At 69.4% G+C, this 23,263-nt stretch carries 18 protein-coding genes, 2 pseudogenes and 1 riboswitch; of the genes and pseudogenes, 3 read left to right on the top strand and 17 right to left on the bottom strand.

Annotated features, from left to right (window positions below; genetic code table 11):
* Window positions 1-25 precede the first annotated feature (25 nt).
* From ACZ4RZ_RS37395 to ACZ4RZ_RS37385, 3 genes and pseudogenes are all read right to left on the bottom strand, one after another.
* Window positions 26-2,527 (bottom strand): ATP-binding protein, encoded by a 2,502-nt coding sequence (locus tag ACZ4RZ_RS37395; protein ID WP_467751453.1) that lies wholly within the window; start codon window positions 2,525-2,527, stop codon window positions 26-28.
* 143 nt (window positions 2,528-2,670) lie between these two features.
* Window positions 2,671-3,495: an intradiol ring-cleavage dioxygenase gene (locus tag ACZ4RZ_RS37390; RefSeq protein ID WP_467751451.1), complete on the bottom strand. Its 825-nt coding sequence runs from the start codon at window positions 3,493-3,495 to the stop codon at window positions 2,671-2,673.
* A gap of 163 nt (window positions 3,496-3,658) precedes the next feature.
* Window positions 3,659-4,675 (bottom strand): annotated as a pseudogene (locus ACZ4RZ_RS37385) (IS256 family transposase); the annotation flags it as partial.
* A 153-nt stretch (window positions 4,676-4,828) separates the two neighbouring features.
* Here ACZ4RZ_RS37385 and ACZ4RZ_RS37380 point away from each other — a divergent pair.
* Window positions 4,829-6,340 (top strand): sigma-70 family RNA polymerase sigma factor, encoded by a 1,512-nt coding sequence (locus ACZ4RZ_RS37380; protein WP_467751449.1) that lies wholly within the window; start codon window positions 4,829-4,831, stop codon window positions 6,338-6,340.
* Window positions 6,341-6,693: 353 nt separating this feature from the next.
* Here the strand turns inward: ACZ4RZ_RS37380 and ACZ4RZ_RS37375 are convergent, their stop codons facing one another.
* From ACZ4RZ_RS37375 to ACZ4RZ_RS37355, 5 genes and pseudogenes are all read right to left on the bottom strand, one after another.
* Complete coding sequence (locus ACZ4RZ_RS37375) at window positions 6,694-7,416, bottom strand: dienelactone hydrolase family protein (RefSeq protein WP_467751447.1); 723 nt, start codon at window positions 7,414-7,416, stop codon at window positions 6,694-6,696.
* Window positions 7,417-7,729: 313 nt separating this feature from the next.
* A complete protein-coding gene (locus ACZ4RZ_RS37370) occupies window positions 7,730-9,511 on the bottom strand; it encodes a reverse transcriptase/maturase family protein (RefSeq protein ID WP_467751445.1) in 1,782 nt (593 codons plus the stop codon).
* Window positions 9,512-10,050: 539 nt separating this feature from the next.
* Window positions 10,051-10,222, bottom strand: a pseudogene (locus ACZ4RZ_RS37365) (IS5/IS1182 family transposase); the annotation flags it as partial.
* An 86-nt stretch (window positions 10,223-10,308) separates the two neighbouring features.
* Entirely contained in the window at window positions 10,309-11,073 is a 765-nt protein-coding gene (locus ACZ4RZ_RS37360; RefSeq protein ID WP_467751443.1) for a CbtA family protein, read from the bottom strand.
* 55 nt (window positions 11,074-11,128) lie between these two features.
* Complete coding sequence (locus ACZ4RZ_RS37355) at window positions 11,129-11,353, bottom strand: CbtB domain-containing protein (protein ID WP_189192273.1); 225 nt, start codon at window positions 11,351-11,353, stop codon at window positions 11,129-11,131.
* Between the two features lie 257 nt (window positions 11,354-11,610).
* Between ACZ4RZ_RS37355 and ACZ4RZ_RS37350 the strand changes: the two genes are divergently transcribed.
* Window positions 11,611-12,183 carry a histidine phosphatase family protein gene (locus ACZ4RZ_RS37350; protein ID WP_467751553.1) on the top strand — a complete coding sequence of 191 codons (573 nt, stop codon included), beginning with the start codon at window positions 11,611-11,613 and terminating at the stop codon, window positions 12,181-12,183.
* 64 nt (window positions 12,184-12,247) lie between these two features.
* Here ACZ4RZ_RS37350 and metE read toward each other — a convergent pair whose 3' ends face one another.
* The 5 genes from metE to ACZ4RZ_RS37325 form a co-directional block, all read right to left on the bottom strand.
* The gene (metE, locus tag ACZ4RZ_RS37345; protein ID WP_467751441.1) at window positions 12,248-14,572 is read right to left on the bottom strand and encodes a 5-methyltetrahydropteroyltriglutamate--homocysteine S-methyltransferase; all 2,325 of its coding nucleotides are present in this window, start codon (window positions 14,570-14,572) and stop codon (window positions 12,248-12,250) included.
* Between the two features lie 164 nt (window positions 14,573-14,736).
* Window positions 14,737-14,925, bottom strand: a riboswitch (cobalamin riboswitch).
* A 48-nt stretch (window positions 14,926-14,973) separates the two neighbouring features.
* A complete protein-coding gene (locus ACZ4RZ_RS37340; protein WP_467751440.1) occupies window positions 14,974-15,279 on the bottom strand; it encodes a hypothetical protein in 306 nt (101 codons plus the stop codon).
* Between the two features lie 21 nt (window positions 15,280-15,300).
* Window positions 15,301-15,903, bottom strand: coding sequence for a cation efflux transmembrane domain-containing protein (locus tag ACZ4RZ_RS37335; protein WP_467751438.1), 603 nt, complete (start codon window positions 15,901-15,903; stop codon window positions 15,301-15,303).
* Window positions 15,904-15,932: 29 nt separating this feature from the next.
* Window positions 15,933-16,589 carry a class I SAM-dependent methyltransferase gene (locus ACZ4RZ_RS37330; protein WP_467751436.1) on the bottom strand — a complete coding sequence of 219 codons (657 nt, stop codon included), beginning with the start codon at window positions 16,587-16,589 and terminating at the stop codon, window positions 15,933-15,935.
* Window positions 16,590-16,646: 57 nt separating this feature from the next.
* Entirely contained in the window at window positions 16,647-17,525 is an 879-nt protein-coding gene (locus ACZ4RZ_RS37325; protein ID WP_467751435.1) for an alpha/beta fold hydrolase, read from the bottom strand.
* A 166-nt stretch (window positions 17,526-17,691) separates the two neighbouring features.
* Between ACZ4RZ_RS37325 and ACZ4RZ_RS37320 the strand changes: the two genes are divergently transcribed.
* Window positions 17,692-19,689 carry an AfsR/SARP family transcriptional regulator gene (locus tag ACZ4RZ_RS37320; protein ID WP_467751433.1) on the top strand — a complete coding sequence of 666 codons (1,998 nt, stop codon included), beginning with the start codon at window positions 17,692-17,694 and terminating at the stop codon, window positions 19,687-19,689.
* A 15-nt stretch (window positions 19,690-19,704) separates the two neighbouring features.
* Here ACZ4RZ_RS37320 and ACZ4RZ_RS37315 read toward each other — a convergent pair whose 3' ends face one another.
* The 4 genes from ACZ4RZ_RS37315 to ACZ4RZ_RS37300 form a co-directional block, all read right to left on the bottom strand.
* Entirely contained in the window at window positions 19,705-20,484 is a 780-nt protein-coding gene (locus ACZ4RZ_RS37315) for an SDR family NAD(P)-dependent oxidoreductase (protein ID WP_467751432.1), read from the bottom strand.
* A gap of 195 nt (window positions 20,485-20,679) precedes the next feature.
* The gene (locus ACZ4RZ_RS37310; protein WP_467751430.1) at window positions 20,680-21,669 is read right to left on the bottom strand and encodes a sugar kinase; all 990 of its coding nucleotides are present in this window, start codon (window positions 21,667-21,669) and stop codon (window positions 20,680-20,682) included.
* Window positions 21,666-22,556, bottom strand: coding sequence for an SMP-30/gluconolactonase/LRE family protein (locus ACZ4RZ_RS37305; RefSeq protein ID WP_467751428.1), 891 nt, complete (start codon window positions 22,554-22,556; stop codon window positions 21,666-21,668). The genes ACZ4RZ_RS37310 and ACZ4RZ_RS37305 overlap by 4 nt, the downstream gene beginning before the upstream one ends.
* A complete protein-coding gene (locus tag ACZ4RZ_RS37300; protein ID WP_467751427.1) occupies window positions 22,553-23,185 on the bottom strand; it encodes a bifunctional 4-hydroxy-2-oxoglutarate aldolase/2-dehydro-3-deoxy-phosphogluconate aldolase in 633 nt (210 codons plus the stop codon). The genes ACZ4RZ_RS37305 and ACZ4RZ_RS37300 overlap by 4 nt, the downstream gene beginning before the upstream one ends.
* Window positions 23,186-23,263: the final 78 nt, after the last annotated feature.

Raw genomic sequence — 23,263 nt, 5'->3', positions numbered from 1 at the left:
GGGCCACTTGGGCCCATCGCAGAACTCATCGCAAGGAGGTACGCCCGTCCTTGGCCCGTGCGGCCACCCACAAGGCGATCTGCGTGCGCGATCGTACGCCGAGCTTGTCGCGGACCTTGTCCAGATGAGTGGCGACCGTACGTATCGAAAGACCGAGCCGGTCCGCGATGTGCCGGTTGGTCAGTCCGTCGGCGACCAGTTCGGCCACCATGAACTCCCTTGCGGTGAGCGTGGACTGGTCGTCGACGAGCTGTACGGCGTCCGTCGCCGTTCGGTGGCCACCGCTCCTTTTCCGCAGGGCGTACGCGACAAGCCGGTCCCCGAGCAGCCGGTGGCCGCCGCTGACGGCCGCGTCCCGCGCGGCCGCCGACAGCCGTGTCCTCGCACGAGTCGCCGTCTGTTCCACCTGGCGTCGCCATGGAGCCTCGGGCTCGGTGTCCAACCGGCGCCGTGCCTGCGCAGTCGCCTCGTACAGTCGCAGGGCTCGCTGCAGGTCGCCACTCTCGGCGGCCACGAGGGCCAGGCCCTCAATGGGGTACAGAGCGTGGAAACTTGCTTCGGGGACGATCCGCAGCACTTCGGTGAACAGAGCCTCGGCACTTTCCAGCCGGCCCAGAGCCAGCCGGACGGCGCCTGCGGTGTGCAGAGCGGCCGCGACCCGGCTCCACGGCGCGTGCTCCCTGAGCACCGGCAGGCAGCGGGACATGAGCGCGTCGGCCTCGAGTTCCCGGCCGGCCTGGAGCAGCGCCCAGGCCAGGTGATGGGTGCACCACGCGGTGTCGTGCGGTTTGCCGAGCGCGGCGACGATGTCCAGGCACTCGCGCAGGTCCGCGACGGCCGCGGGGAATTCGCCGCGGCACAGCCGTGCCGCGGCTCGCGCGTCCAGGGCATTGGCAAGACCGGCGGGGTGGTTGCGGGTGCGCTCCGTGTCGACCGCCTGCTCGCCCAGGCACAGTGCTTGTGCCAGGTCGGCCTGCTGGCAGGCCACGCGCGCGGCGAGCGCCGGCACCGCACCGCCGAGCTCCCGGCCGTCGGCTTGCTGTAGAAGTCCGCTCAGCAGCGAACGGGCTGCCGACGGCTGCTCCTGCTCGAAGTGCACCCGGGCCAGTTCCAGCGCCAGCCGCAGGTGTGAGGAGCCGTCGCGGCCGGTCGTCCACGCCAGGGCCGCCGCGAGATTGTCCCGTTCGACGGTCAGCGGACCGCCGGCCTGGTCGGCGAACACCTCGTCGCTCACCCGGTCCGCCAGATCGATCAGCCACTCGGTGGCCCGTTCCCGAGTGGTGTGCAGCTCGCCGGATGCGTGCAGGCGCTCCATCGCGTAGACACGGATGGCGCCCAACTGTCTGAATCGCGCGGGCTGCGCGTCTCCTGGCACACGTGCGATGAGGGACTTGGCCTCAAGGGCGCACAGGACGCGGAGTATCTGCCGCGGTGCGATGCCGTCGCCGGCGCAGACCGCCTGCGCCGCAGCGGTGTCGAAGCCGCCGACGAGGACCGCGAGTCGCCGGAAGACGGCCTGCTCCGCCGGATCAAGCAGCCGGTGGCTCCAGTCGATCACGGCGGCCAGTCCGCTGTGGCGCGGCGGCCCGATTCTGCTTCCGTCGGTCAGGAGAGACAGCTGGTCGTCCAGTCCGGCCAGGATGTCACTCAGCGGAAGGGTGCCGGCCCGGCGAGCCGCCAGTTCGATGGCAAGTGTCAGGCCGTCCAGCCGGCGGCAGATCTCGGCAACGGCTCGGCCATTGCCGCGGTGGAGTGTGAATCCGGGTGCGCAACTCGAGGCACGTTCGACGAACAGCCGCACTGCATCCGACCGCAGCAGGGCTACCGGGTCCTCACCGGCGCCGGCCGGCGGCAGGGACAACTCGCCGACCCTGAACACGATCTCGCCGGGTACCCGCAGGGCCTCCCGGCTGGTGGCCAGGATCCGCAGCCGAGGGCAGTGGCTCAGGAGGTCCGCGGTCAGTCGGGCACACGGCTCGGCCAGATGCTCGCAATTGTCCAGAATCAACAGCCGGGAAGCGTCACCGATCGCGCGGACCAGTACATCGAGGCCGGATTGTCCCGCCCCTTCGCCCACGGCCAGCGCGGCGGCCACGGACTGCGCGAGCAGCGCGCCGTCCTGAAGCGAGTCGAGTTCGACCAGGTCGACACGTCCGTCGCGGGCGGGCAGGCCCTTGGCGAACTCCATTGCCAGGCGCGTCTTTCCGACGCCGCCGGCACCGGTCAGGGTGACCAGCCGCGACGTCCTCGGCAGGGTGCGCAGGCGCGACAGCTCCTGCCGTCGGCCGACGAAGGAGTCGAGCGCGCGTGGCAGGTCGCGGCCCTGGGCGATCGAGGAGACAGCGGTCGACGCGGGGGGTGAGGCAGGAGACGCGGTCGCCAGGGGCCGACGGGAATCCGCGCGCGCCGCCCGTTGCCTGAGCGCCCGTTGTCTGCACGCGTTGGAGCAGTAGCGAGCCGGTCGACCGCCGTGCGGTCTCGGGGTCAGCGCTGCACCGCACACCTCACACGTTCGACTCCGGCTCATCCCCGATTCCTGGCCGCACATTCCGTGGACGAAACCATCGCGTCCATCTACGTGTCCCTTCGCACGCCCACGGCGGCCATTGACGACACACCAGCGGTAGCCGGGACCTTCGAAGCGAACCGACTACCGCTCGTGGGATGCCGTCAGGGTGTGGCGGCGGGATCTATACCGAGCACGACGGTCCCCGTCACTCCCTTATTGAGGTCGCTGCCCACCGGTGTGATGGTCAGCAGGGTCGAGGATCCGCCGTTGCGGTAGATGCCGTCTCGCGCGTTGAGCGTGCGGGTGGCCGTGTTGCTCCGGTAGGGGGCCAGGGCGGCGACCCTGCTGTTGTACGTCTCCGGGAAGTACAGCTGGCCGGTGTGGGACACGTGGCCTCCCCGGTACACCCCGCCGGAAACGGTCCCGCCGACATGTGTCTTGACGTGGATGTGCAGGGCACGGCCGACGTACCAGCCAGGGTAGACCGTGGTGAATTCCGCGACACCGGCGGAGTCGGTCAGTTGCACGCCGCGCAGGAAGGTCGTATCCGGGGTGGAGCCGCCGGCCACGTAGCCCGAGTAGATCCCCAGCGCGTCGCAGTGCCAGATGTCGACCGCGGTGTTGGGCAGAGGGGTGCAGGTCGTGGTGTCGATCACCGTGACGCGGAGGGTGAGCGGCACGCCGGCCTTGCCCTCGGTGATGTTTTTGCGGACCGTTTCCAGGTCCAAGTAGTAGGGCCCCTCGGTCTGTTCGGGCGTGAGGACGCAGGCGGCGGCTGGCCGGGCGGGTAACTGGGCCGCCGCGTTCCGGTCCGTGGCAGCGGCTGCCTGTGCGGTCGCGGAGCCCGTGAGCCCGAGGGCGGCCACTCCGAGGGTCGCGCCGCCCAGCGTGGCGATGACGGATCTGCGGGTGGCGCGGGCCGGACCGTCGTCGGGCTCAGGGGCGCGCTCCGGTTCCGCGGGTATGGGGTGGGGGGTATCAGTCATGCTTCGACAGTGGCGCGTGTGGCGGTCCAGGGGATCGATCAGATGACCGGTGAATTGGGCGCGTTACGAAACTCAGCGCGCCGACGTCCGACCGCCTGCGGACGGGTCCAGGTGTGCGGCCACGGAGCTGCCGCAAGGGGTCATGTCCCGCTGGATGGTGTAGTCACGGCAGCTGTTTCGGTTCCGGTTGTGGGGTGATCTGTGGTTCGGGCGGGGTCGGCTTGGTGGTGAAGAGCTCGGCCATGGAGGCTTCGGAGAGGTAGCGGCGGTCGAAGACCTGCCATTCGTCGTGGAGTTCGGCCAGGACCGCGGCAGCGAGTCGGTCCAGGGCGGCGGGGTTGGGAAAGACCTGGACGACGTCGGCCCTTCGTTTGATCTCCCGGTTGAGCCGTTCCAGCGGGTTGGTCGACCAGATCTTCTTCCAGTGCGCCGGCGGGAAGTCCGCAAACGCCGTGATGTCCGCTGCGGCATCCAGCAGCATCTTCTTGACCTGCGGGAACTGTCGTCCGAGCATACCGGCCACCACATCCAGCTGGGTGCGGACGGCCGCGGCGGTGGTCTGCGCGAAGATGGTGCGGATGGTGGCCGCCACCATCTCTCCCGAGCCCTTTTCGATCACCGCGAAGACGTCGCGGACGAAGTGAACGCGGCACCTTTGCCAGGCCGCGCCGAGGAAGACGGTGCGGATCGCGGCCACCAGCCCGCTGTGGCTGTCGGAGATCACCAGCTGGACGTTCTCCAGGCCGCGGGCACGTAAGGAACGCAGGAACTTCGTCCAGAACGGCTTCGACTCACTGTCGCCGACCATCAGCCCGAGGATCTCGCGGTGCCCGGTGACGGAGATCCCGGTCGCGATGACCACGGCCTGCGAGACGATCCGGTGATTCACCCTCGCCTTGCAGTAGGTGGCGTCCAGGAAGACGTAGGGGAAGACGGTGTGATCCAGCGGGCGCTCCTTGAACGCGGTCAGTTCCTCGTCCAGCTCGCCACAAATCCGGGAGACCTCAGACTTGGAGATCCCGCTGTCCGCACCGAGTGCTTTGACCAGGTCATCGACCGAGCGGGTCGAGACCCCGTGCACATATGCCTCCATCACCACGGCGAACAGCGCCCGGTCGATGCGCCGGCGCCACTCCAGCAAGGAGGGGAAGAACGACCCGGTCCGCACTTTCGGGATCTGCGCACTTGCGCCCACGACCCCACAGCCGCCGACCATCTGGTTGAGCGGACCTTCTCACACGTCTTCGACGCAACCACCCGCGGCGCCTTCCCCGCCGGATCCTGGCGGCTCCATCTGCTGACCACCGCCCGCAACCTGGCTCTACGGGAGTGGGTGTACCAGCCGGACGGGCCGTTCGATCCGGACTTCCGCCGCTGGGCCTCGACCGGCGGCACCTGGTCACTCACACAGCGCTCTCGGCTGACCCAGGCGTACCGCATGCTGCCGGAGCGCCGGCAGACCTTCGCCCGCACCCTGCAGGCGGTACGTGCCGGACACGGCCCCGAGTCCGCATGGCGCCCGTATCTCTTGTCAGTGGTCCGCCGAACCGCCGCCGACTGGGCGAGCACCGCTCGTCGCACCGACCTGTCACCGGACTTCGAACGCTGGCTGGAGACCGCCCCTACAGAGGAGAGCGGCGAGGAGTACGTGCTCCGTCAGGAGGACGATGCCTTGATCGTCCGTGGCTTCCGCTCCCTGCCGGAGCGCTGGCGGGCGGTGCTGTGGCACACCGTCATCGAGGGCGAGTCGGCTGAGCAGGTCGGTACGCTGCTCGGCATCAGCCCCAGCGGCGTCGGTTCGCTGGCCGCCCGCGCACGCGAGGGCCTGCGTGAGGCTTACCTCACGGCGCACATCGAGTACGTCGAAACCGCGGACCAGCCGGAGTGCCGGCACTTCAGCCGTCTCCTCGCGGCCGCGATACGCCGTCCCGGCCGGCGCCTCAACAAGGATCTGGCCAGACACCTCGACGGATGCGCCCGCTGCCGCAACGCCATGATGGAACTGACCGACCTCAATGAGCGTATGCGTCTGGTCCTGCCCGCCGCGCTGCTGTTGTGGGCGGCCCCCGCCTACCTCGCCTCCCGGCTGGCGGAGGCGGGAACGGCGGCCAGCGGCGCGGGGACCGCTGGGACACACCTGCCGAAAGTCAAAGTGAACCCGCTGGGCGCGGGCGTGGCGGCGGGAATCATGGCAGTGGCGGCCGTAGGAGCCTTCCTGCTCCTCAACGACACAGGAAACGACATCCGGACAGCACCACCCGCACCCACACCGACTCTCAACACCGCCCCTGAGCCCTCACAGTCCACTCCATCGCCCCCGAGCCCAACCCCCCGCGTCACTCGGCCAGTCCACACCCCGCCCCCGTCCCCGACCCGGACACCGACGCCAAAGCCTCCCAAAGCGGACGGCACCACCCGGCTGCGCATCAAGTCCACGGGCCAGTGCATGGAGACGACCGGTGCCTCCGGCGCCCAGCCCCGCGAAGCCGCCTGCAACGGCTCTGCGAACCAGACCTGGGAACTGGTACGCAACGCAGTCGGTCGACTGCAACTCCGGAACCAGGCGAGCAAGCTGTGCCTGACGTATCCCGAACAGCTCCCCGACGGCGCTGTCGTACGACAGCTCGACTGCGGCAACGTCACGCGCGGCCAGTGGTGGGACTACTCCCACTCGCAGGAGAACGGCGACATCATCTTCAACCCACTCGGCGACAACAGCAGACGCCTCGGCCTCAACGAGTGGAATTTGGCGGACGGAGCGCACTCCCCGACAATCGGCATCACCCTCAACTACTACAACACAACGTCTCTGGTCTTCCTCTTCGACGGAAAGCTCTTCACCTGAAGGCTGAGATGCGCATGCCCGTATTCCATGCGCCTGGTAATCCAGCAGCCTTTCGCTATTCCTGCTGGTCAGGGGCCTGATTTTGAGTGTAGTGGGCTGATGGCGGGTCGGGTGCGGGGTTGGCGGATGTGTGTTGCGTACCGGTCCGGCGGAGGTAGTGGCAGTGGCGGGCGACGGCCTGGTGTCGGCGTCTCCCTCTCGACCAGCTCATCGCGTGAACGCGTAGGCGGTGCTGGGGAAGGGCGGTTGTGCATCTGCCGGCCACCGCCATCGAGGAGGGCCGGGACCTGTCCTCGATGACGGCATCCTGGCCGACACCGCCTACCGTCTGCTGCCCGCCAGACGGCCCGGCCTCACTTCAGGTGTCGGTCCAAGAACCGGCAGCCGTCCTCCAGCTCGAACCACGGGGTACCGGTGTGCCCTCCCAGATTGGCGTGCAGCGTCTTCTCCTTGCTGCCGAAGGCGTCGAACAGGTCCAGGGCCCGTTGCCGGGGGTTCCCTTCGTCGTCCCACTGCAGCAAGAACAGCAGCGGAATGGTGACCTGCCGGGCCTCCTCGCGCTGGGCACGGGGCACGTACCCCCCGGCGAAGAAGCCTGCGGCCGCGATGCGCGGCTCGACCACCGCCAGCCGAATGCCGAGGGCGGTCCACCCCCCGGAGTACCCGACCGGGCCGCCGATCTCGGGCAGCTCAAGGAGGGCGTCCAGAGTGGTCTGCCATTCCGGGACCGCGTTTTCGACCAGCGGGCCGATGAAGGACTCGAAGATCTCGTCGACCGGCTCGCCGGCCTGCATCGCCCGCCGGAGGTCGGCACGGGCCTGCTCGTCGGCGGCGGAACGGGGACGGTCACCGCACCCGGCGGCGTCGATGGTGGCCACCGCGTAGCCGCGCGCCGCGGTGTACCGGGCCCGGGCCACCAGCCGGGGTTCCGCCTTGGGCAGGCCGTTGTTGTGGGCCATCAGGATCAGCGGGGCCGGTGCGGATCCGGGCGTCCACAGGGTGCCGGGGATCTCGCCGAGGGTGAATTCGCGCTCGAGGACGCCGTCGTCGAGGCGCTGTTCAGAAGTGAATTGCATGGTCGTGCCTTTCGGGAGGGCTCTTGAACGGCGCTCCCGGACGACCTATCGCCCGACCGTGACCCCGGAGGGGAGCACCCATGTCGATACTGCGTTCACGGGTACCACCTCCTCGTTCTCTCGCACGGCCTCCGGGAGATTAGCAACGGTCGCCGTGGTCCGCCAACGGGTTTTTGCGGAGGCGCTTGAACTGGTGGAGCCAGGCGGTTGGGTGGGCCGCGCGGCGAGGTGCTCGTCGAGGACGAGTCCTTTTCCGCACGGCCTCCCGCCGAACCGGACATGACGGTTTCCCTGTCATCCGGCTCTCCAGTGACTACTGCGTGAGTGGTTTGGCAGGACGTTCTGAATGGATTCGGTCATGGCAAGTACCGCAAGCCACAACCGTTTTGCGACGTCGGTGAAGCATGACGCGCGCCCAGTCAGAAGGCTGCCATCCGGCATGTGCCAGATCGGCGAGCGCACGGACATGGTGCACTTGCACGTTGCCCTTGCTTCCGCAGATCTCGCAGATATCCGCAAGGAGCCTCGTGATGAGTTCCTTCTGCGGATAGTCCACCCGGACTGGCTCATGGTCGGCGATTTCTGCCGTCCGTTGCCGTTGGAGTGGAATCCCACCGAACCGTGCGACCAGTGGTTTCCTGTTCTTCCGTTCAATTCGGGCCTCAAAAGCGGTGCGAGGCCCGTTCGCTGTTTCGAAGGTGGACTTGTATTTCGTTGCCATCTTCGACACTGTTGAACGGTGCTTTCCTGCCAGGGTCTTGAGCATTGAGGTCTCCATGACCCATCGCAAGCGGTGCAGCCGGTGGACGTCACCGGCCAGCAGGTAGTACTGGACGATTCCCCGATAGACGGTCCCGAAGGTGGCGACGATCGCGTGGTCGTCGCTGTTCATCAGGGCTGCCTGCTTCGCGGGTTTTCCGTGAGCAAGGTAGGGGGAACATTTGGCCTTGACCACATCCAGTGGGACACGCAGCGCGATTTGCCCGTTGACCACACGGCGGCCGCGGGTGATTTTGCTGCTGTTCTGCTGAGTTGTGATCTCGTAGCCGAGGAACCGTGCCGCCTGGGTTCGGGCATGGGTGATCAGCGTCTTTTCCTCGGAGAGCTCCAGCTTGAGTTCTTTACGCAGGAACATCGCCAGTCGCTGTTTGATTTCCTCGGCCTCGACCTTCGGCCCGGTGAACCCGAGCAGGTGGTCATCTGCATAGCGGACATAGCGAAGCCGCCTGAACTCCGGATCATCAGGATCGGAGCTGGGCAGGCTGTGCATTTGCTGACGCAGTCGTCGGACTTCAGCCCTGTCACCGCGCCGGCGTGCCCTTGCCAGCGTGTTGGCCACCGCGAGGTATTCCGGGTTGCGAGCCCGGCGTTCCCCTCGGGTGTATTCCGGAATCAGAACGTTCTCGACGAACTCGTCCAACTTGTGCAGGTAGATGTTGGACAGGACCGGGGAGGCCACTCCGCCTTGCGGTGCTCCGGAGAGCGTGGCTCCCCGCCTCCAGTCCTCCACGTATCCGGCCGTCAGCATGTTGCGCACCAACCTCAGGAACCGGTTGTCGTGGATCTTCTCGCCAAGAATCGAGAGCAGGACCTGGTGATCCAGACTCCCGAAGCAGTCGGCGATATCACCCTCAACGAACCAAGAAGTTCCGGTCCAGGTGTGAGCCACCTCGCGCAGGGCGGTGTGGCATCCCTTCCTGGGCCGGAACCCGTGGGAGTGGTCGGAGAATGTCGGCTCGTAATACGCTTCCAGTAGAAGACGTACGACTTCACCGACAAGCTTGTCCGACCATGTCGGCAGTCCCAGTGGCCGCGTTGACCCGTTCTTCTTCGGGATGTTCACGCGGCGTACTGGACGGAATCGGTAGCGCTCGTGGCACATCGCATCGATGATGCGTCCGATCTTCCGCTGAGACATGCCGTCCACGGTTTCCTGCGTGACTCCGGGCGTCATCGCGCCGTGGTTGGCGTAGATGCGCCCATAAGCCAGCAGATATAACTGCGGGTTGGACATCTGTCGATATAGTTCATTACACGGCAGGCCACGCCTGCCGCGCTCACGCAGGACACCCAGCACCGTTTCGGCGCTCTGCATTTCGCATACCTCCCGGGTCTCGGTGTCCGAATCACCTAGCCCCCTTCGCCCAATGTGGACGGCCTTCCCGTCCTCCCTGGCCGGTCGTTACTCCGACGACTACTACGGGGCCTCCGTCGCCCTAGGACTCGCGTCCCGTAGGCGATCCCACGTTCGTCTCTGTCTGTACGTTCTAGCGCGGCTTAGGCGTCCCACTCATCTCCTTGAATGCCCTCGTTGGGCATCGCTCCGCGCTCCGGAAGTGCACCGGACAACCTTCGAATCCAGTACAGAGCGTGGCGCCGGTTTCAGTAGTCTTTCCGGCGGATGGGAGCTTGCATCTGCTGGAGATTGGGCTTCAAACAATCCAGTCTTCGCCATATCGCGCGAGCCACCCAGCACACCGTCCCTGACAACTGAGCCCGGTCACTGGTTTTCTGACATGCTGTTGTCCCCTTCACCTTTCGGATCCAGGTAAGTCATCAGGCCCAGGAACCTCCTTCCGAGTTCCTCCCGGCTGAACCGGGGATACAAACAGAGCGCCTCGTGGCGCACAAGGCGCGCTCGACCACCCACCGGGTCTTGCCCAGTCCAGAGCCGTGCGGGGTGCCGCGTCGGGCGATCTTCGGAGTGATTCCCTCGGCCGCGCAGGAGTCGGCGGTACTTGTCGTAGCCGTAGCCCCGGTCGGCGAACAGCCGCCGGGGACGGCGGCGAGGCCGGCCGCGCAGACCGGTGGGCGTCCCGCTCGCCCAACGCCGTTGCGCCGTCCGGCTGCCAGATGGCAGGCCTGACGGCGCAACGGAGTTGAGCGTGTGTGTCAGTGCGCCGCGGTTGCGGCGCCGGTCGTCGTGCCGGTGGTGGTGGCGGCCACCGGACGAGGGGACAGGAGACGTTCGGCGAGGTGGCCGAAGACCAGGCCGAAGGACACCCACAGAGTGGCCTGGATGGCCAGGGCCGCCAGGCGGAACTGCCACAGCAGGGTCGCCGAGAAGTCCTTGGGCACCTCGTTGATCGCGGGCAGGAAGGCGTAGGCGAGACCGACGGCCGCGACGAAGGCCGCCGCCGCGGCCACCGTGGCGTACCAGTTGCCCAGGCGCGGGGCCAGACGCTTGCCGAGGATCGTCGCCGCGACGGCGAGGAGCACGCTCAGCGCGACCATCAGGAAGTACAGCGTGGTGCGCTTGCCGATGGTGTCGGGGTCTCCCACCGAGGGCGGGTTGGCCGGGTACTTCAGGAACGGCACGACGTATACGGCGATCAGCGCGCCCATGGAGACCAGGGCTGCTGTGGCGCGCGGGCCGAAGCGGCCGATGCGGCCCAGGGCGACGCAGACGGCCAGGCCCGCGATGCCGCCGATGGCAACGCCGTAGATCAGGACACCGGTGGCCAGACCGGCGGTCGACTGCATGGTGCGGCTGACGAGTTCCACGCCGTGCTCATGGCTGTGGCCCTCCTCGTAAGCGATGGCAGAGTCCACGCGGGGCTCGCCGAGCAGGTAGGCGACGATCAGCGCCAGCACGCCGGCGGCGAGGCCGGCGAGCATGCCGCGGACGAGTAGCGCCCTTACCGATATGGAGTTCATGATTTTCTTCGATTCCCCTGGGGACGAGGCCGAGACTTGAGCGGTGTCAGCTGTGTCAGTGGCAGGGGAAGCCGAGCAGGTGGCGGCCGTCGTGCACCCACTCGTGCACGTTCTCGCCGGAGATCAGGGCGGTGGCGCCCTGCTCGGCGCCGACGAAGTACAGGAGGATCAGCGCGAGGATGCCGATGAAGGCCGCCCACGGCGCGATCGCCTTGAGGGAGATGGGGGTGATCTCCGACACCTGGGGTGCGCTCGGCGCGGGAATGGCGGACTGGGCCATGGCAGAACCTCCTGGGAACAACGCGTCCCGGTCATTGGTGCACTTCCGACGGCCTGGGTCTGACTCGCCCGGCGGTGGCCCCGGGAGTGCGGGTCCTGTGCCGGACATACAGTGGCGCGACCGTGCCGGATTCTCACCGGACTTCCATACGCCGTCGATGTCCATGAGACCGTAGCGCGCGGCGGCCACGGCCGCTACGGCGCACGTGGCCGAATGTGCGCCCCTACATGGGCGAACTGGTACAGATGAAGGGAATGTTGGTGGCGCGTATCACCCTGGTGTCGCCGGCGGTCAACGCGGCCCTGCGACAGGTCCGTTTCGACGACGCGCCGCTGGACGAGTCGGCCGCGCGGCGGGCCCGTGCGGCCGCGAGTGCTCTGCCGTCGCATCAGGTGCTGTTCACCGCCCCGTCGGAACGGTGCCGCGGCACCGCCGAGGCCCTAGGCCTGGATGCCGCTGTGGTACTGGAGTTGCGGGATCTCGATGTGGGGCGTTGGCGTGGCCGATCGCTGGACGAGGTCGCCCAGGCGGCGCCGGAGGAGATGGCCGAATGGCTGGCCGATCCGGCCGGGGCGCCGCACGGCGGTGAGTCGGTGCTGGATCTGGTGGACCGCGTGGGGACTTGGCTGGAGTCGTGGTCCGGGCACGACGGGCGGATCCTCGCCGTCGCCGAGCCCGCCGTCGTGCGGGCGGGCCTTGTACATGCGCTCGCGGTCCCGGCGCAGACCTTCTGGCGGCTCGACGTGGCCCCGCTGAGTGTGACGGAGCTCAGCGGCCGGTCGGGGCGGTGGAATCTGCGCTGCGGGCGGCCGTTGACCGCAGCGGAGTAGCGGGCGGAGTAGCCGGGGCGAGGGGCCGCCGTGCGTGCGTTCCCGCGCGACGGCCCCTCGCATGTCAGGACTCGGCGCCGGTCAGGGTGGAGCGGACCTGGCGGGCGGCGGTGACGAGGTTCTCCAGGGAGGCGCGGACCTCGGGCCAGCCGCGGGTCTTCAGGCCGCAGTCGGGATTGACCCAGAGTCGTTCCCTCGGGATGGCCTCAAGTCCCTTGTACAGCAAGGTGGTTGTCTCGGCGGTGCTGGGGATGCGCGGTGCGTGGATGTCGTAGACGCCGGGGCCGACCTCGCGCGGGTATCCGGCCGCGGCGAGTTCGTCGGCGACCTGCATGTGGGAGCGGGCGGCCTCCAGACTGATGACGTCGGCGTCGAGGTCGTCGATGGCCTGGATGATGTCGCCGAACTCGGCGTAGCACATGTGCGTGTGGATCTGGGTGTCCGGGCGCACTCCGGACGTCGTCAGGCGGAACGCCTCCGTGGCCCACTCCAGGTAGCCGGGCCGGTCGGCCGCCCGCAGCGGGAGCGTCTCGCGCAGCGCCGGCTCGTCGACCTGGATGACCGAAGTCCCGGCCGCCTCGAGGTCGCCCACCTCGTCCCGCAGGGCCAGCGCGACCTGGCGGGCGGTGTCGGCGAGCGGCTGGTCGTCGCGGACGAAGGACCAGGCGAGCATGGTGACCGGACCGGTGAGCATGCCCTTGACCGGGCGGTCGGTGAGGGACTGGGCGTACGTCGTCCAGCGCACCGTCATCGGCTCAGGGCGGGAGATGTCGCCGGCCAGGATCGGCGGGCGTACGTAGCGGGTGCCGTAGGACTGGACCCAGCCGTGCCGGGTGGCGAGGTAGCCGGTGAGCTGTTCGGCGAAGTACTGGACCATGTCGCTGCGTTCGGCCTCGCCGTGGACCAGGACGTCGAGGCCGGCCTTGTCCTGGAAGGCGATGACCTCGCGGATCTCGGTCTCGATGCGCTGTTCGTATGCCGCCGCGTCGATCCGCCCGGCCCTCAAGTCCGCGCGGGCGGTGCGCAGTTCGCCGGTCTGCGGGAAGGAGCCGATGGTGGTCGTCGGCAGCAGAGGCAGGCGTAGGCGGGCACGCTGAGCCGTGACCCGTTCGGAGTACGGCTGGGAGCGGCGGGCGTCGCCGCCGGTGATCGCCGCGGCCCGGGCGCGCACGGCGGGATCGTGAGTGAGGGCCGACCCGGCTCGGGATGCCAAGTCGGCCTGGTTAGCCCGGAGTTGGGAGGCGATCGCGCTGGTGCCCTCGGTGAGGCCCCTGGCCAGGCCGGCGATCTCGATGGCCTTCTGACGGGCGAAGGCCAGCCAGCGGGCGATCCGCGGGTCCAGGCCGGGTTCGTCGGCGGCGTCCAGGGGGACGTGCAGGAGGGAACACGAGGCGGCCACGTCCACGCGGTCGGCGAGGCCGAGGAGGGTGCCGAGGGTGGACAGGGACCTTCCGAGGTCGTTGATCCAGACGTTGCGGCCGTCGACGACGCCCGCGACCAGGCGCTTGCCGGGCAGGCCGCCGACGGACGCGAGCTCGTCGAGGTTGACCGCGGCGGGTCCGGTGAAGTCGAGGGCGAGGCCGTCGACCGGGGCCTTGACCAGGACGGGCAGGGCTTCGCCGAGCCGGTCGAAGTAGGAGGCGACCAGGAGTTTCGGCCGGTCGGCGAGGGCGCCGAGTTCACGGTAGGCGCGGGCGGCGGCGTTCAGTTCGGCCGGGGTGCGGTCCTGGACGAGGGCGGGCTCGTCGAGCTGGACCCACTCGGCGCCGGCCGCCCGCAGGTCTGCCAGCACTTCGGCGTACGCGGGGAGCACCCGGTTCAGCAGGGTCAGCGGCCGGAAGTCCGCCGCGACGCCGGGGGCGGACTTGGCCAGCAGGAGATAGGTGACCGGGCCGACCAGGACCGGACGGGCGGCCAGGCCGAGCTCCAGAGCCTCCTTCAGCTCGCCGACCTGCTTGGCCGATTGGGCCGTGAAGACCGTTTCAGGGCCCAACTCCGGTACCAGGTAGTGATAGTTGGTGTCGAACCACTTGGTCATCTCCAGCGGCGCCACCTCCTGGGTGCCGCGCGCCATCGCGAAGTAGCCGTCCAGCGGGTCGGCCTCGACGGCGGCGCGGTGACGGGCCGGGATCGCGCCCAGCATGACGCTGGTGTCCAGCACATGGTCGTAGTACGAGAAGTCGCCGGTCGGGACCTCGTGGATGCCCGCGTCGGCGAGCTGCCGCCAGTTGGCACGGCGCAGACCGGCCGCGGTCTCCCGGAGGGCGTCGGCGGTGACCCGGCCCTTCCAGTAGCCCTCGATCGCCTTCTTCAGTTCACGGTTCGCCCCCTGGCGGGGGTAGCCGTACACGGTGGCCGTGGCCGCCGCGGCTGCGGACTTGGCTGTCACGGAACTCTCCTTCGCGAGCACTCGTCATGGGGTTCCCGGGACGGGACGAGGGCGCGAAGGGATGGCAAGGACAGCGAGCCACGCCATGGACATGTGCTCGCTCCTACCGTCGACCCGCCCTCGAGGTCACCGAGATGCCGTACGTGTTGGGCACGCACGGGCAGTGGCAGGTCTTCGGACTCGCGGGCACGCCTCGTGTCGTACGAGGCCCCTACTGGCCGTCGCTTCCCAGACCCGGTTTCCAGGTCCAGTGCGTATGACGGCGGTCGTTCCCACTCACCGCTGCGGGGCAGTCCCGGATTCCCACCGGGTTCCCTCTTGCGACGCGCCTGCCTGGCGGGCAGGGCGAACCAGCTGCGTCGGCCAGCCTATCTGCCGGGTCGCCCCTCGGGCAGCACTATTCACCTACCGGACGACGACTTCGCGTCGCCCGGCGTGTGGGCGGCAGCGCCGGAACAGGCGGCACGGCGGGCCAGCTCCGCCAGGTGCTCCTCGGTCAGGGCAGCCGTCTCGCCGTTGAGGATCCTGGTCACCGTTTCACGGGTGATGGCACCGTGGCGCGGCCACTGCCAGACCTCGCATCGGGCGACCTCGGCGGTGGCTGCGTCGTCCATCAGCCCGTACAGAGCGACCGCGCCGTGGCCGCGCAGCCAGGCGTCGAACCCGCGCCCGCGACATGCGCCGAGGAGCCCCGCAGCCTCCCCCACGTCGCCATCGACCGGAGCGGCTCAGTGGGTCAGGGCGGCGCGAGCTTCCTTGATCCCGTAGTAGACGATGACGTAGCCGGCCAGCGGGTCGGCCCACCAGAGGCCGAGGGCCGAGTTCAGGACCAGGCCGAGCAGGACGGCGGTGGCCAGCAGACCGTCGATCAGGGTGACACGGCCTTCGGTCTTGAGTACCGGGTTGTCCATCGCCGCGCCGGTGCGGGCCTTGCCCCAGGCCAGGGCGAACATCACCGCGGCGGTGACCGCGGTCCACGTGATCCCTGCCGGGCTGTGGCGGGCGTGAAAACCAGTGGCCAGGACCCACGTCGACTGCACCAGCAGGTAGAGCGCCAGCGCAACGAATCCCGCGCCGATCAAGCGCATGGCCTTGCGCTGCCGGTCCAAGCCGGTGCCCGACAGTTCCCAGATCACCACGGTCGAGGCGCCGATCTCGATCAGGGAGTCCAGGCCGAAGCCTGCCAGAGCCACTGAGCGCGCCTCGACTGCGGCGAACGCGAGCACGACGATGCCGATGACGTTCCAGGCCAAGGTGGCCCATTCGAGGGCGAACCCCCTCCGCAGCAGGCGGTCGGTGCCCGCGGATGCCGCAGGAGAATTCGAGGCCATGACGGGCATCTTCGCAAACCCTTGGGTGATCAACGGGGCAAAGTCTGGGTGATACGCCACAGGCGACGGGGCAGGTCGCCTTCCTCGAAGGGGAAGACCTCCTCCAGAGTCCACCCGTCGGCGAGCGCGTCGACCAGGTCGCGGGAGAAGTAGTGCACGGCGAAGCCTCCGTGCTCGTAGGTGTCGTCGCCGTGAGCGGTTCCGGCACCGTAGTGGGCGTCACCGGTGTGCCGCACGGTGTAGACGAACACCCCGCCCGGTCGCAGGACGCGGCGGACCTCGCCGACGAGAGCGCGGATCTCCGCGGTCGACAGCGCCATGCACAGCAGCATGTGCGCGAAGACCGCGTCCACCGAGGCGTTCCGAAGAGGCAACGGGTCACGGACGTCGTCCACGACGGTGGTGACTCGCCCCATGACGTCCTGGGCCTCGGCGCTTGCACGGAGCTGGTCAAGGCCGGTGGCGCTGAAGTCGGTGGCCCGCACGGTGAAGCCTTCGCCCGCGAAGTAGAGGGCGTCGCGGCCGTGGCCGGCACCGAGCTCCCATACCTCCCTCGCCCCTGCCGCACGAAACACTCCGCAGGCGTGGACCGCGGGCGCGGACGGCTGCTCACCGTACATCCCCGGATGCGCGGTGTATGTGTCCTGCCAGTGCACACGCTGGACTTCGGCCAGATCGTCTGCCATGACTCCTCGATTCCCACGTCTGCCTGGATGCCAGTCAGGAGCCGGGCCGCCTCGCCGCTACCGTGCCAGCAGGGCCCTCAGTGCTGCGGCGATGTCGGTCGGTGCCTCCTCGGCCATGAAGTGGCCGCACAAGACTGTGGCATGCCGCAGGTCGGGCGCCCACGCTCCCCACAGGGAAGCGGCCTCAAAGCCGAGCGCGGCGCCCCAGTCCTGCTGAAGGACGGTCACCGGCATGGTCAGCTTGTTACCGGCCGCGCGGTCGTCCTGGTCGTGTTCGACGTCGATCCCGGCGGATGCGCGGTAGTCGGCGACGATCGAGGGCACCGCGTTGCGGCAGGCCCGCAGGTAGGCGCCGCGGATCTCGCTCGGAATGGCTTCGGGGTCGTTGGCCCACAGATCGAGGAAATGACCGAAGAACGCGTCCGCGCTGGCGGCGATCATCCGCTCGGGCAGGCCGGCCGGCTGGGCCATGAGGTAAAGGTGGAAGCCGACGGCCGCGGTCGTGCCGTGCAGCGCTTCCCACATGTCGACCGTGGGCAGTACGTCGAGGCACGCCAGGTGAGTGATCACGTCGGGGTGGTCCAACCCCGCCCGGAAGGCCACCAGGGCTCCGCGGTCGTGACCGGCCAGAGCGAAGCGGTCGTGTCCCAGCTTCCTCGCCAGGGTGACGATGTCGCGGGCCATGGTCCGCTTGGAATAGGTGTCGGGACCGTCGTCCACGGGCTTGTCACTGTCCCCGTAGCCGCGCAGGTCGGGGCAGATGACGGTGTGCTCGGCAGCGAGGTCCCTGGCGACGTGGCGCCACATCAGATGGGTTTCGGGGAAGCCGTGGAGAAGCACGATCGGCGACCCGGAGCCGCCCACGGCGACGTTGAGGGAGACATCGTCGGCCACCGCTACGCGCTGATGGTCGAAACCGGTGATGGTGGGTTCCATGGCTGGGCTCTTTTCGTTCCGATGGGGCTTGGTCATCCGGTCGTCCGCGACGTGTCCCGGTCACCCGATGAGTCCAGCGTGCGGGGCCTCAATGAGCAGCCAATGAACGACGGACACGCTGTACGTTGAGCAGAAGCGGGAGCGTGAGAGAAGGACGGACGCCGGCATGCGCATGGACTTCGGGGTCCTGGGGCCTGTCCTGGCCTGGGACGAGACCGGAGAAACCGTCTCCCTCAAGGGCCCCATGCACCGCGCGGTGCTGGCCCGTCTCATCGTGGCCCGCCGCCATGTCGTACCGGTCTCGCGGCTGGTGGAGGATCTGTGGGAGGAACCGCCCGCGGACGCGGTCGGCACGATCCGGACCTTCGTCGCCGGCCTGCGCCGCTCCCTCGAGCCCGACCGGCCGCCTCGGGCCCCGGCCCGGCTTCTGGTCACCGAAGGCCCCGGCTACGCGCTACGGGCGGCGCACGACGATGTCGATGCCTGGCGGTTCGAGAAGGCCGTGGGTTCCGGGGCCGGTCTTCGTCCCGCAGACCTCGTGTCCCGGCTCACCGACGCGTTGGGATCATGGCGGGGGCCGGCCTACGCCGACTTCGCGGACGAGCCGTGGGTCCGCGTGGAACGCGCCCGCCTGACCGAACTCCGCCTCCAAGCCGTTGAGCGCCGTGCCGAAGCCCGGATCGCCCTGGGCGCGGCCGCCGAGGCCGTACCGGATCTCGACGCGCATGTCGCGGAACATCCCTGGCGCGAGGAGGCCTGGCAGCTTCTCACACTTGCCCTGTATCGCTCCGGACGGCAGGCGGATGCGCTGTCCGTGGTCCGTCGCGCGCGGCAGATGCTCAGAGATCACCTGGGAGTGGATCCCGGCCCGAGGCTGCGCCGTCTGGAAGCGGACGTGCTGCAGCAAGCCGATCACCTGGACCCGGGGCCCGGCGGAACGGCGGACCAGGTCTGGGCTCAGGCGGCAGCAGCCTACGAGAGCGCCGTCGCCTCCCGTGCCCGGACGCGGCTGGAGTCCACCGTCGGCCTGATGCGCGACCTGGCGGTGACGGGCGGGGGCGGACTGGAGGCCGCCCGACGCCACCGGGTGGCGGCCGTGGCCGCGGCGGAGCAGCTGGGCGACCCCGAACTCACGGCCCGCGTGATCGGCATCTACGACGTGCCCGCGATCTGGACCCGGTCGGACGACCCGGTGCAGGCCGCGTGGCTGGTGGGCGCGGCGGAACGGACCTTGCGGCTCCTGCCCGCCACGAACCAGGGTGCGGCACATGGGCGACTGCTCGCCACCATCGCCGTGGAGTCCCGCGGAACACTCCCCACCGAACCCGCGACCGAGGGGGCAGGTGCGCGCGCATTCCAGGCCGCCCGGCAGGCCGAGCAGATCGCACGGCGCCTCAACAACCCCTCACTGCTGGCCTTCGCCTTGAACGGCGTCTTCATGCAGACGTTTCACCGGGCCGGTCTGGCCGCCCGACGCGACGCGATCGGCGCCGAAGTGGTGTCCCTGTCCGCGCGCGACAACCTCGTCACGTACGAGGTACTGGGCCACCTCATTCGCCTTCAGTCACGATGCGCCCTCGCCGACTTCTCCGGAGCCGACCGCCACGCGGCGGCTGCGAACACACTGTCCGAACGACACGAGCTGCCCCTCGTGTCCGTCTTCACCACGTGGTACCAGGCGTTGCGCGATTCACTGACGCAGCCCCTGCGGGCGGCCGAATCCGCGTACGAGAAGGCTGCCGACCGCTTGGACGGGGCCGGTATGCCGGGGCTGCAACGCGGACTGCTGCCGCTGGCCCGGCTGAGTCTCTACGTCCGCCACGGCAAGCCCGGACTCATCGGCGAGATGGACGGGCAGACCGATTGGGGCCCCTACGAACCCTGGGTGCGTCCGGTTCTGCTCGTATCCCAAGGACACGACGACGCTGCCCGCCACGCACTGCGGGACATCGCTTCGCCGCCGCGCGATCTGATGTTCGAGGCACTCTGGTGTCTTCTCGCGCAGGCAGCGATCCGTGTGGGCGACCGGTCGGTGATGCGGCGTGCCTACACACAACTGGAGCCGGCTTCCACCGAACTCGCCGGAGCCGGCAGCGGCCTGATCACCCTCGGCCCGGTGACCGGGCAGCTGAACGCGCTGGCCTCGGCGCTAGCCCGTCCGTAGCGCCTCGGTTTGGGCTCAGTGGACGGAGAACCCGCCGTCGACGAAGATCGCCTGCCCGGTGACGTAGCCGGAGGCGCGTCCGGCCAGGAACACCGCCGCTCCGGCGAAGTCCTCGGCCAGGCCGTTGCGCCCGACCATCGTGCGCGCGGCCAGCGCCGCCACCTTCTCCGGGTCGGACGACAACCGCGCGTTGAGCGGGGTCATGACGAAGCCGGGCACCAGCGTGTTGCAGGTGACGCCGTGTGGCGACCACGCCTCGGCCTGAGAGCGGGCCAGCGACTCCAGCGCCCCCTTGGAGACCCCGTAGACGCCGCTCTGGACGAACGCCCGGTGTGCCTGCTGGGAGGTGATGTGGATGATCCGCCCGAAGCCCCGCTCGGCCATGCCGGGCCCGAAGCGCTGGCCCAACAGATACGGCGCCTCCAGGTTCACCGCCATCGTCGCGTCCCACGTCTCCTCGCCCAGCTCGCCCATCGGCGGCCGCACGTTGATCCCGGCGCTGTTGACGAGAATGTCGGGCTCGCCGAACACCTCGGCTGCCTGCTCCGCCGCTGCGCGCACCCCGTCCCGGGTGCTCAGGTCGGCGCTCACCCAGGCCGCCCGGCAGCCGTCTGCCGTCAGCTCGTCGACCGTGGCGGCCAGTTCCGACTCCTTGCGCGCCACGATCACCACGCTCGCCCCCGCCCGCGCGAGAGCCCCGGCGATCGCTCGGCCGATGCCGGAACTGCCGCCCGTCACCACGGCGACCCGGCCGTCCAGCGAGAACAGTTCGGAGAGGTAGCTTTGCGAGACCATGTCCGCACCCTAGACGGCGCGTCCAGGGCGAGAGTGCCCGGGGCGAACGCACGGGGTGGGAAGATCAACTGCCCAGCTTGGCCATCCCCTGAGCGCCGCGTGGGGAAAGCCGCCCTCCGCCTCCCGGCGAGGGACCCGACCATGGTCTCCCATTCCCGGGAACTCCCTCAGAGATGGTCGTTCGCAGAAACTCCCTCAGAGATGGTCGGCATTCAGCACGTCCCACTCCTGCGCCGGGATGTGGAGGAGCCGTTCCCTCTCTTCGGCCCCGGGCAGGGCGCCGTGATCTCCCGTCACTTTGAGCGCGGACACGGCGGTGAGGTGACCAAGGCGGAGGGCTTGCGTCATCGTCACTCCTCGTACCAGGCCCGCGAGGAAGCCGGCCGCGAAAGCGTCACCGGCGCCGACCGGCTCCACGACCGTCGTCCGCAGGGCCGGCACCGTCCAGATGCCGTCCACGGTGAGAGCGGACGCGGCGTGCGCCCCGTCCTTGACGACCAGGATCCGTGGATGCGGGAGCACCTCACGGATGCCGGTCGCCGTCAGCTTCGCGCCCCACAGGTCCTGCGCCTCATCGAGACCGACGAAGACGATGTCCGCCCGGTCCGCCAGCTCACGCAGCAGGGCCGGAGCTGTGCCGGCCGGCCACAAGGCGGCGCGGTGATTGACGTCGAAGCTGACCGCGTACGGCCGCTCACCGGCGGGAACGGCGAGGGCACGCGTCACCAGATGCCGACAGGACGGGGACAGTACCGGTGTGATGCCGGTGAAGTGCAGTACGGAGGCTGTGCGCACCGGTTCCTGCTCCAGGAGTTCGGGGCCGAGGGCGGAGGCTGCCGAGTTGCTCCGGTAATAGTGGACGCGGGTACCGGTGGAGAGCGGGTTCTTCACGAGCAGGCCCGTGGGGCGGTGGGGGTCGGTACGCACGTGCGAGACGTCGACTCCGGCGGCTGCGACGGCAGTTCGGACGCGGAGTCCCAGTGCGTCATCCCCGAGGGCCGAGAGCCAGGCGACGGGGATGCCGTGGTCCGCCAGATACATGGCGACGTTCGACTCGGCGCCGGCAACCGACAGGTGCAGAGCCTCGGCGTCCTGCAAAGGCCGGGGCGGGTCGGGGGCCAGGGCTGCCATCGTCTCGCCGATACACACGACCGGTCCGTTGAGGGGAGGCCAGGGGGTGTTCATGCCTGCTCCGCCGCGACCGTCGGCCGCGGCCGCCCAGCGGTGTCGAGCCGGCAGGCGGGCGCCGGTGTTCCCGGTACGTCGACCGGCACGGCGAAGAGCGCGCCATCGTGCGGGCCCGGTGCGGCAAGACCTACGCGGGCGGTGGTGACGTGGAGGACGTCGTGTTGGAGGCACACACCGGCGGGCTGACGCGCCGGCAGCTTCAGGGTGCGGTCGAGTCGGCCGTCCGGCAGATACCGGCGTACCTCTCCGGTGCCCCACACGGCGACCCAGACGGCTCCTTCCACATCGACCACCATGCCGTCGGGGCTGCCCTCGTCCACGGTGACAAACACCTCCGGTGCGCCGAGGTGAGCGGTCACCGGGTCGACGGGGAATCGCCGGATGATCCCCCGGGCACTGTCGGCCAGATAAATGGTGCGGCCGTCGGCCGTGAACGCGGGCCCGTTCGGCACCGTGATGCCGTCGAGGACGCGGACCACCGTGCCGTCGTGGTCCACCCGGTAGAGCGCGCCGGCACCCTCGTCGGCCTCGTAGGCCATGCTGCCCGCCCAGAACCGGCCGGAGGGATCGGCGCTGGCGTCGTTCATGCGCATGGGCAGCGGAGCCGCCGCCTCGGGGCGCGCCAGCCACGTCGTGGAGCCGTCGGGCGCCAGCAGGCGGATCCCCGTCCCGGCCGCGGCGATCCAGGTGCCGGGAGAGTCGGCCACGGGCGCCACCGCTCCCAGCGGTTCCGGCAGTTGCGCCAGTTCCTTCAAGGCCGCGCCGGGATCTTCGGGGGCGGTCAGCAGCCGGCCCGCGAGGATGTCCACGAGCACGATGCCGTTTTCCGTCCAGCGGATGCCTTCGCCGAGTTCCAGTCGGTCGGGGCGGCGGGCTTCGATCACTGCGCGACCTCCTGTACGGCGGCTCGAAAGGCGCGGGCCCGGGCACCGAGGTCGGTGAGGCTGCCGCCGTCGGCGGCGTCGCCGACGAGGGGTGAGCCGACGCCGACGGCGGTTGCTCCTGCGGCCAGATAGGCGCGGGCGGCCGGTTCGTCGATGCCGCCCACCGGGACGAACGGGTCGTGCGGGAACGGTCCGCGCAGGGCTCTGAGGTAGGCGGGGCCGCCGGCCTGGGCAGCGGGGAAGATCTTCAGCGCTGCGGCACCGAGGGCGCGTGCGCTCAGGATCTCGGTCGGAGTCATGACGCCGGCCAGGACGGGCATGCCCAGTTCCCGTGCGGCCTCGGCACCGTCTCCCAGCGCGGGTGTGACCGCGAAGTCCGCCCCGGCCCGGTGGGCAGCCCGGGCGTCGTCGGCGGTCAGGACGGTGCCAACCCCGAGGGGCCGGTCGGGGCCGAGGTCCCGCCGTGCCCGCTCGATGACGGACAGGGCGTCCTTTCCGGTCAGCGAAACCTCGATCAGCTCGATGCCCGCGTCGGCCAGGGTGAGCACCGTGCGCAACGCGGCGTCGGGGTCGGCGCCGCGCACGATCGCGACCAGGCGGTGGGCGGCCAGGGCCGCTCGAAGATCCATCAGATTCCTTTCGAGGGGACCACCGGCTTTTAGCCGGTGGGGGAATCGAATTGGCGAGTTCGCTGCGGAGCAGCGCAG

The sequence above is a fragment of the Streptomyces sp. NPDC027189 genome, from assembly GCF_055566975.1.
The sequence above is the reverse complement of the archived record's forward strand: the minus strand, read 5'-3'. Positions and strand labels throughout refer to the sequence as shown.

Excerpts from the sequence above, each read along its gene's own strand:
- ACZ4RZ_RS37300 (WP_467751427.1), bottom strand. The coding sequence starts at position 23,185 with ATGGATCTTCGAGCGGCCCTGGCCGCCCACCGCCTGGTCGCGATCGTG.
- ACZ4RZ_RS37390 (WP_467751451.1), bottom strand. The coding sequence starts at position 3,495 with ATGACTGATACCCCCCACCCCATACCCGCGGAACCGGAGCGCGCCCCT.
- ACZ4RZ_RS37325 (WP_467751435.1), bottom strand. The coding sequence starts at position 17,525 with ATGGAACCCACCATCACCGGTTTCGACCATCAGCGCGTAGCGGTGGCC.
- ACZ4RZ_RS37360 (WP_467751443.1), bottom strand. The coding sequence starts at position 11,073 with ATGAACTCCATATCGGTAAGGGCGCTACTCGTCCGCGGCATGCTCGCC.
- ACZ4RZ_RS37375 (WP_467751447.1), bottom strand. The coding sequence starts at position 7,416 with ATGCAATTCACTTCTGAACAGCGCCTCGACGACGGCGTCCTCGAGCGC.
- ACZ4RZ_RS37330 (WP_467751436.1), bottom strand. The coding sequence starts at position 16,589 with ATGGCAGACGATCTGGCCGAAGTCCAGCGTGTGCACTGGCAGGACACA.
- ACZ4RZ_RS37335 (WP_467751438.1), bottom strand. The coding sequence starts at position 15,903 with ATGGCCTCGAATTCTCCTGCGGCATCCGCGGGCACCGACCGCCTGCTG.
- ACZ4RZ_RS37370 (WP_467751445.1), bottom strand. The coding sequence starts at position 9,511 with ATGCAGAGCGCCGAAACGGTGCTGGGTGTCCTGCGTGAGCGCGGCAGG.
- ACZ4RZ_RS37395 (WP_467751453.1), bottom strand. The coding sequence starts at position 2,527 with ATGAGCCGGAGTCGAACGTGTGAGGTGTGCGGTGCAGCGCTGACCCCG.
- ACZ4RZ_RS37315 (WP_467751432.1), bottom strand. The coding sequence starts at position 20,484 with ATGGTCTCGCAAAGCTACCTCTCCGAACTGTTCTCGCTGGACGGCCGG.
- ACZ4RZ_RS37320 (WP_467751433.1), top strand. The coding sequence starts at position 17,692 with ATGCGCATGGACTTCGGGGTCCTGGGGCCTGTCCTGGCCTGGGACGAG.
- ACZ4RZ_RS37310 (WP_467751430.1), bottom strand. The coding sequence starts at position 21,669 with ATGAACACCCCCTGGCCTCCCCTCAACGGACCGGTCGTGTGTATCGGC.
- ACZ4RZ_RS37355 (WP_189192273.1), bottom strand. The coding sequence starts at position 11,353 with ATGGCCCAGTCCGCCATTCCCGCGCCGAGCGCACCCCAGGTGTCGGAG.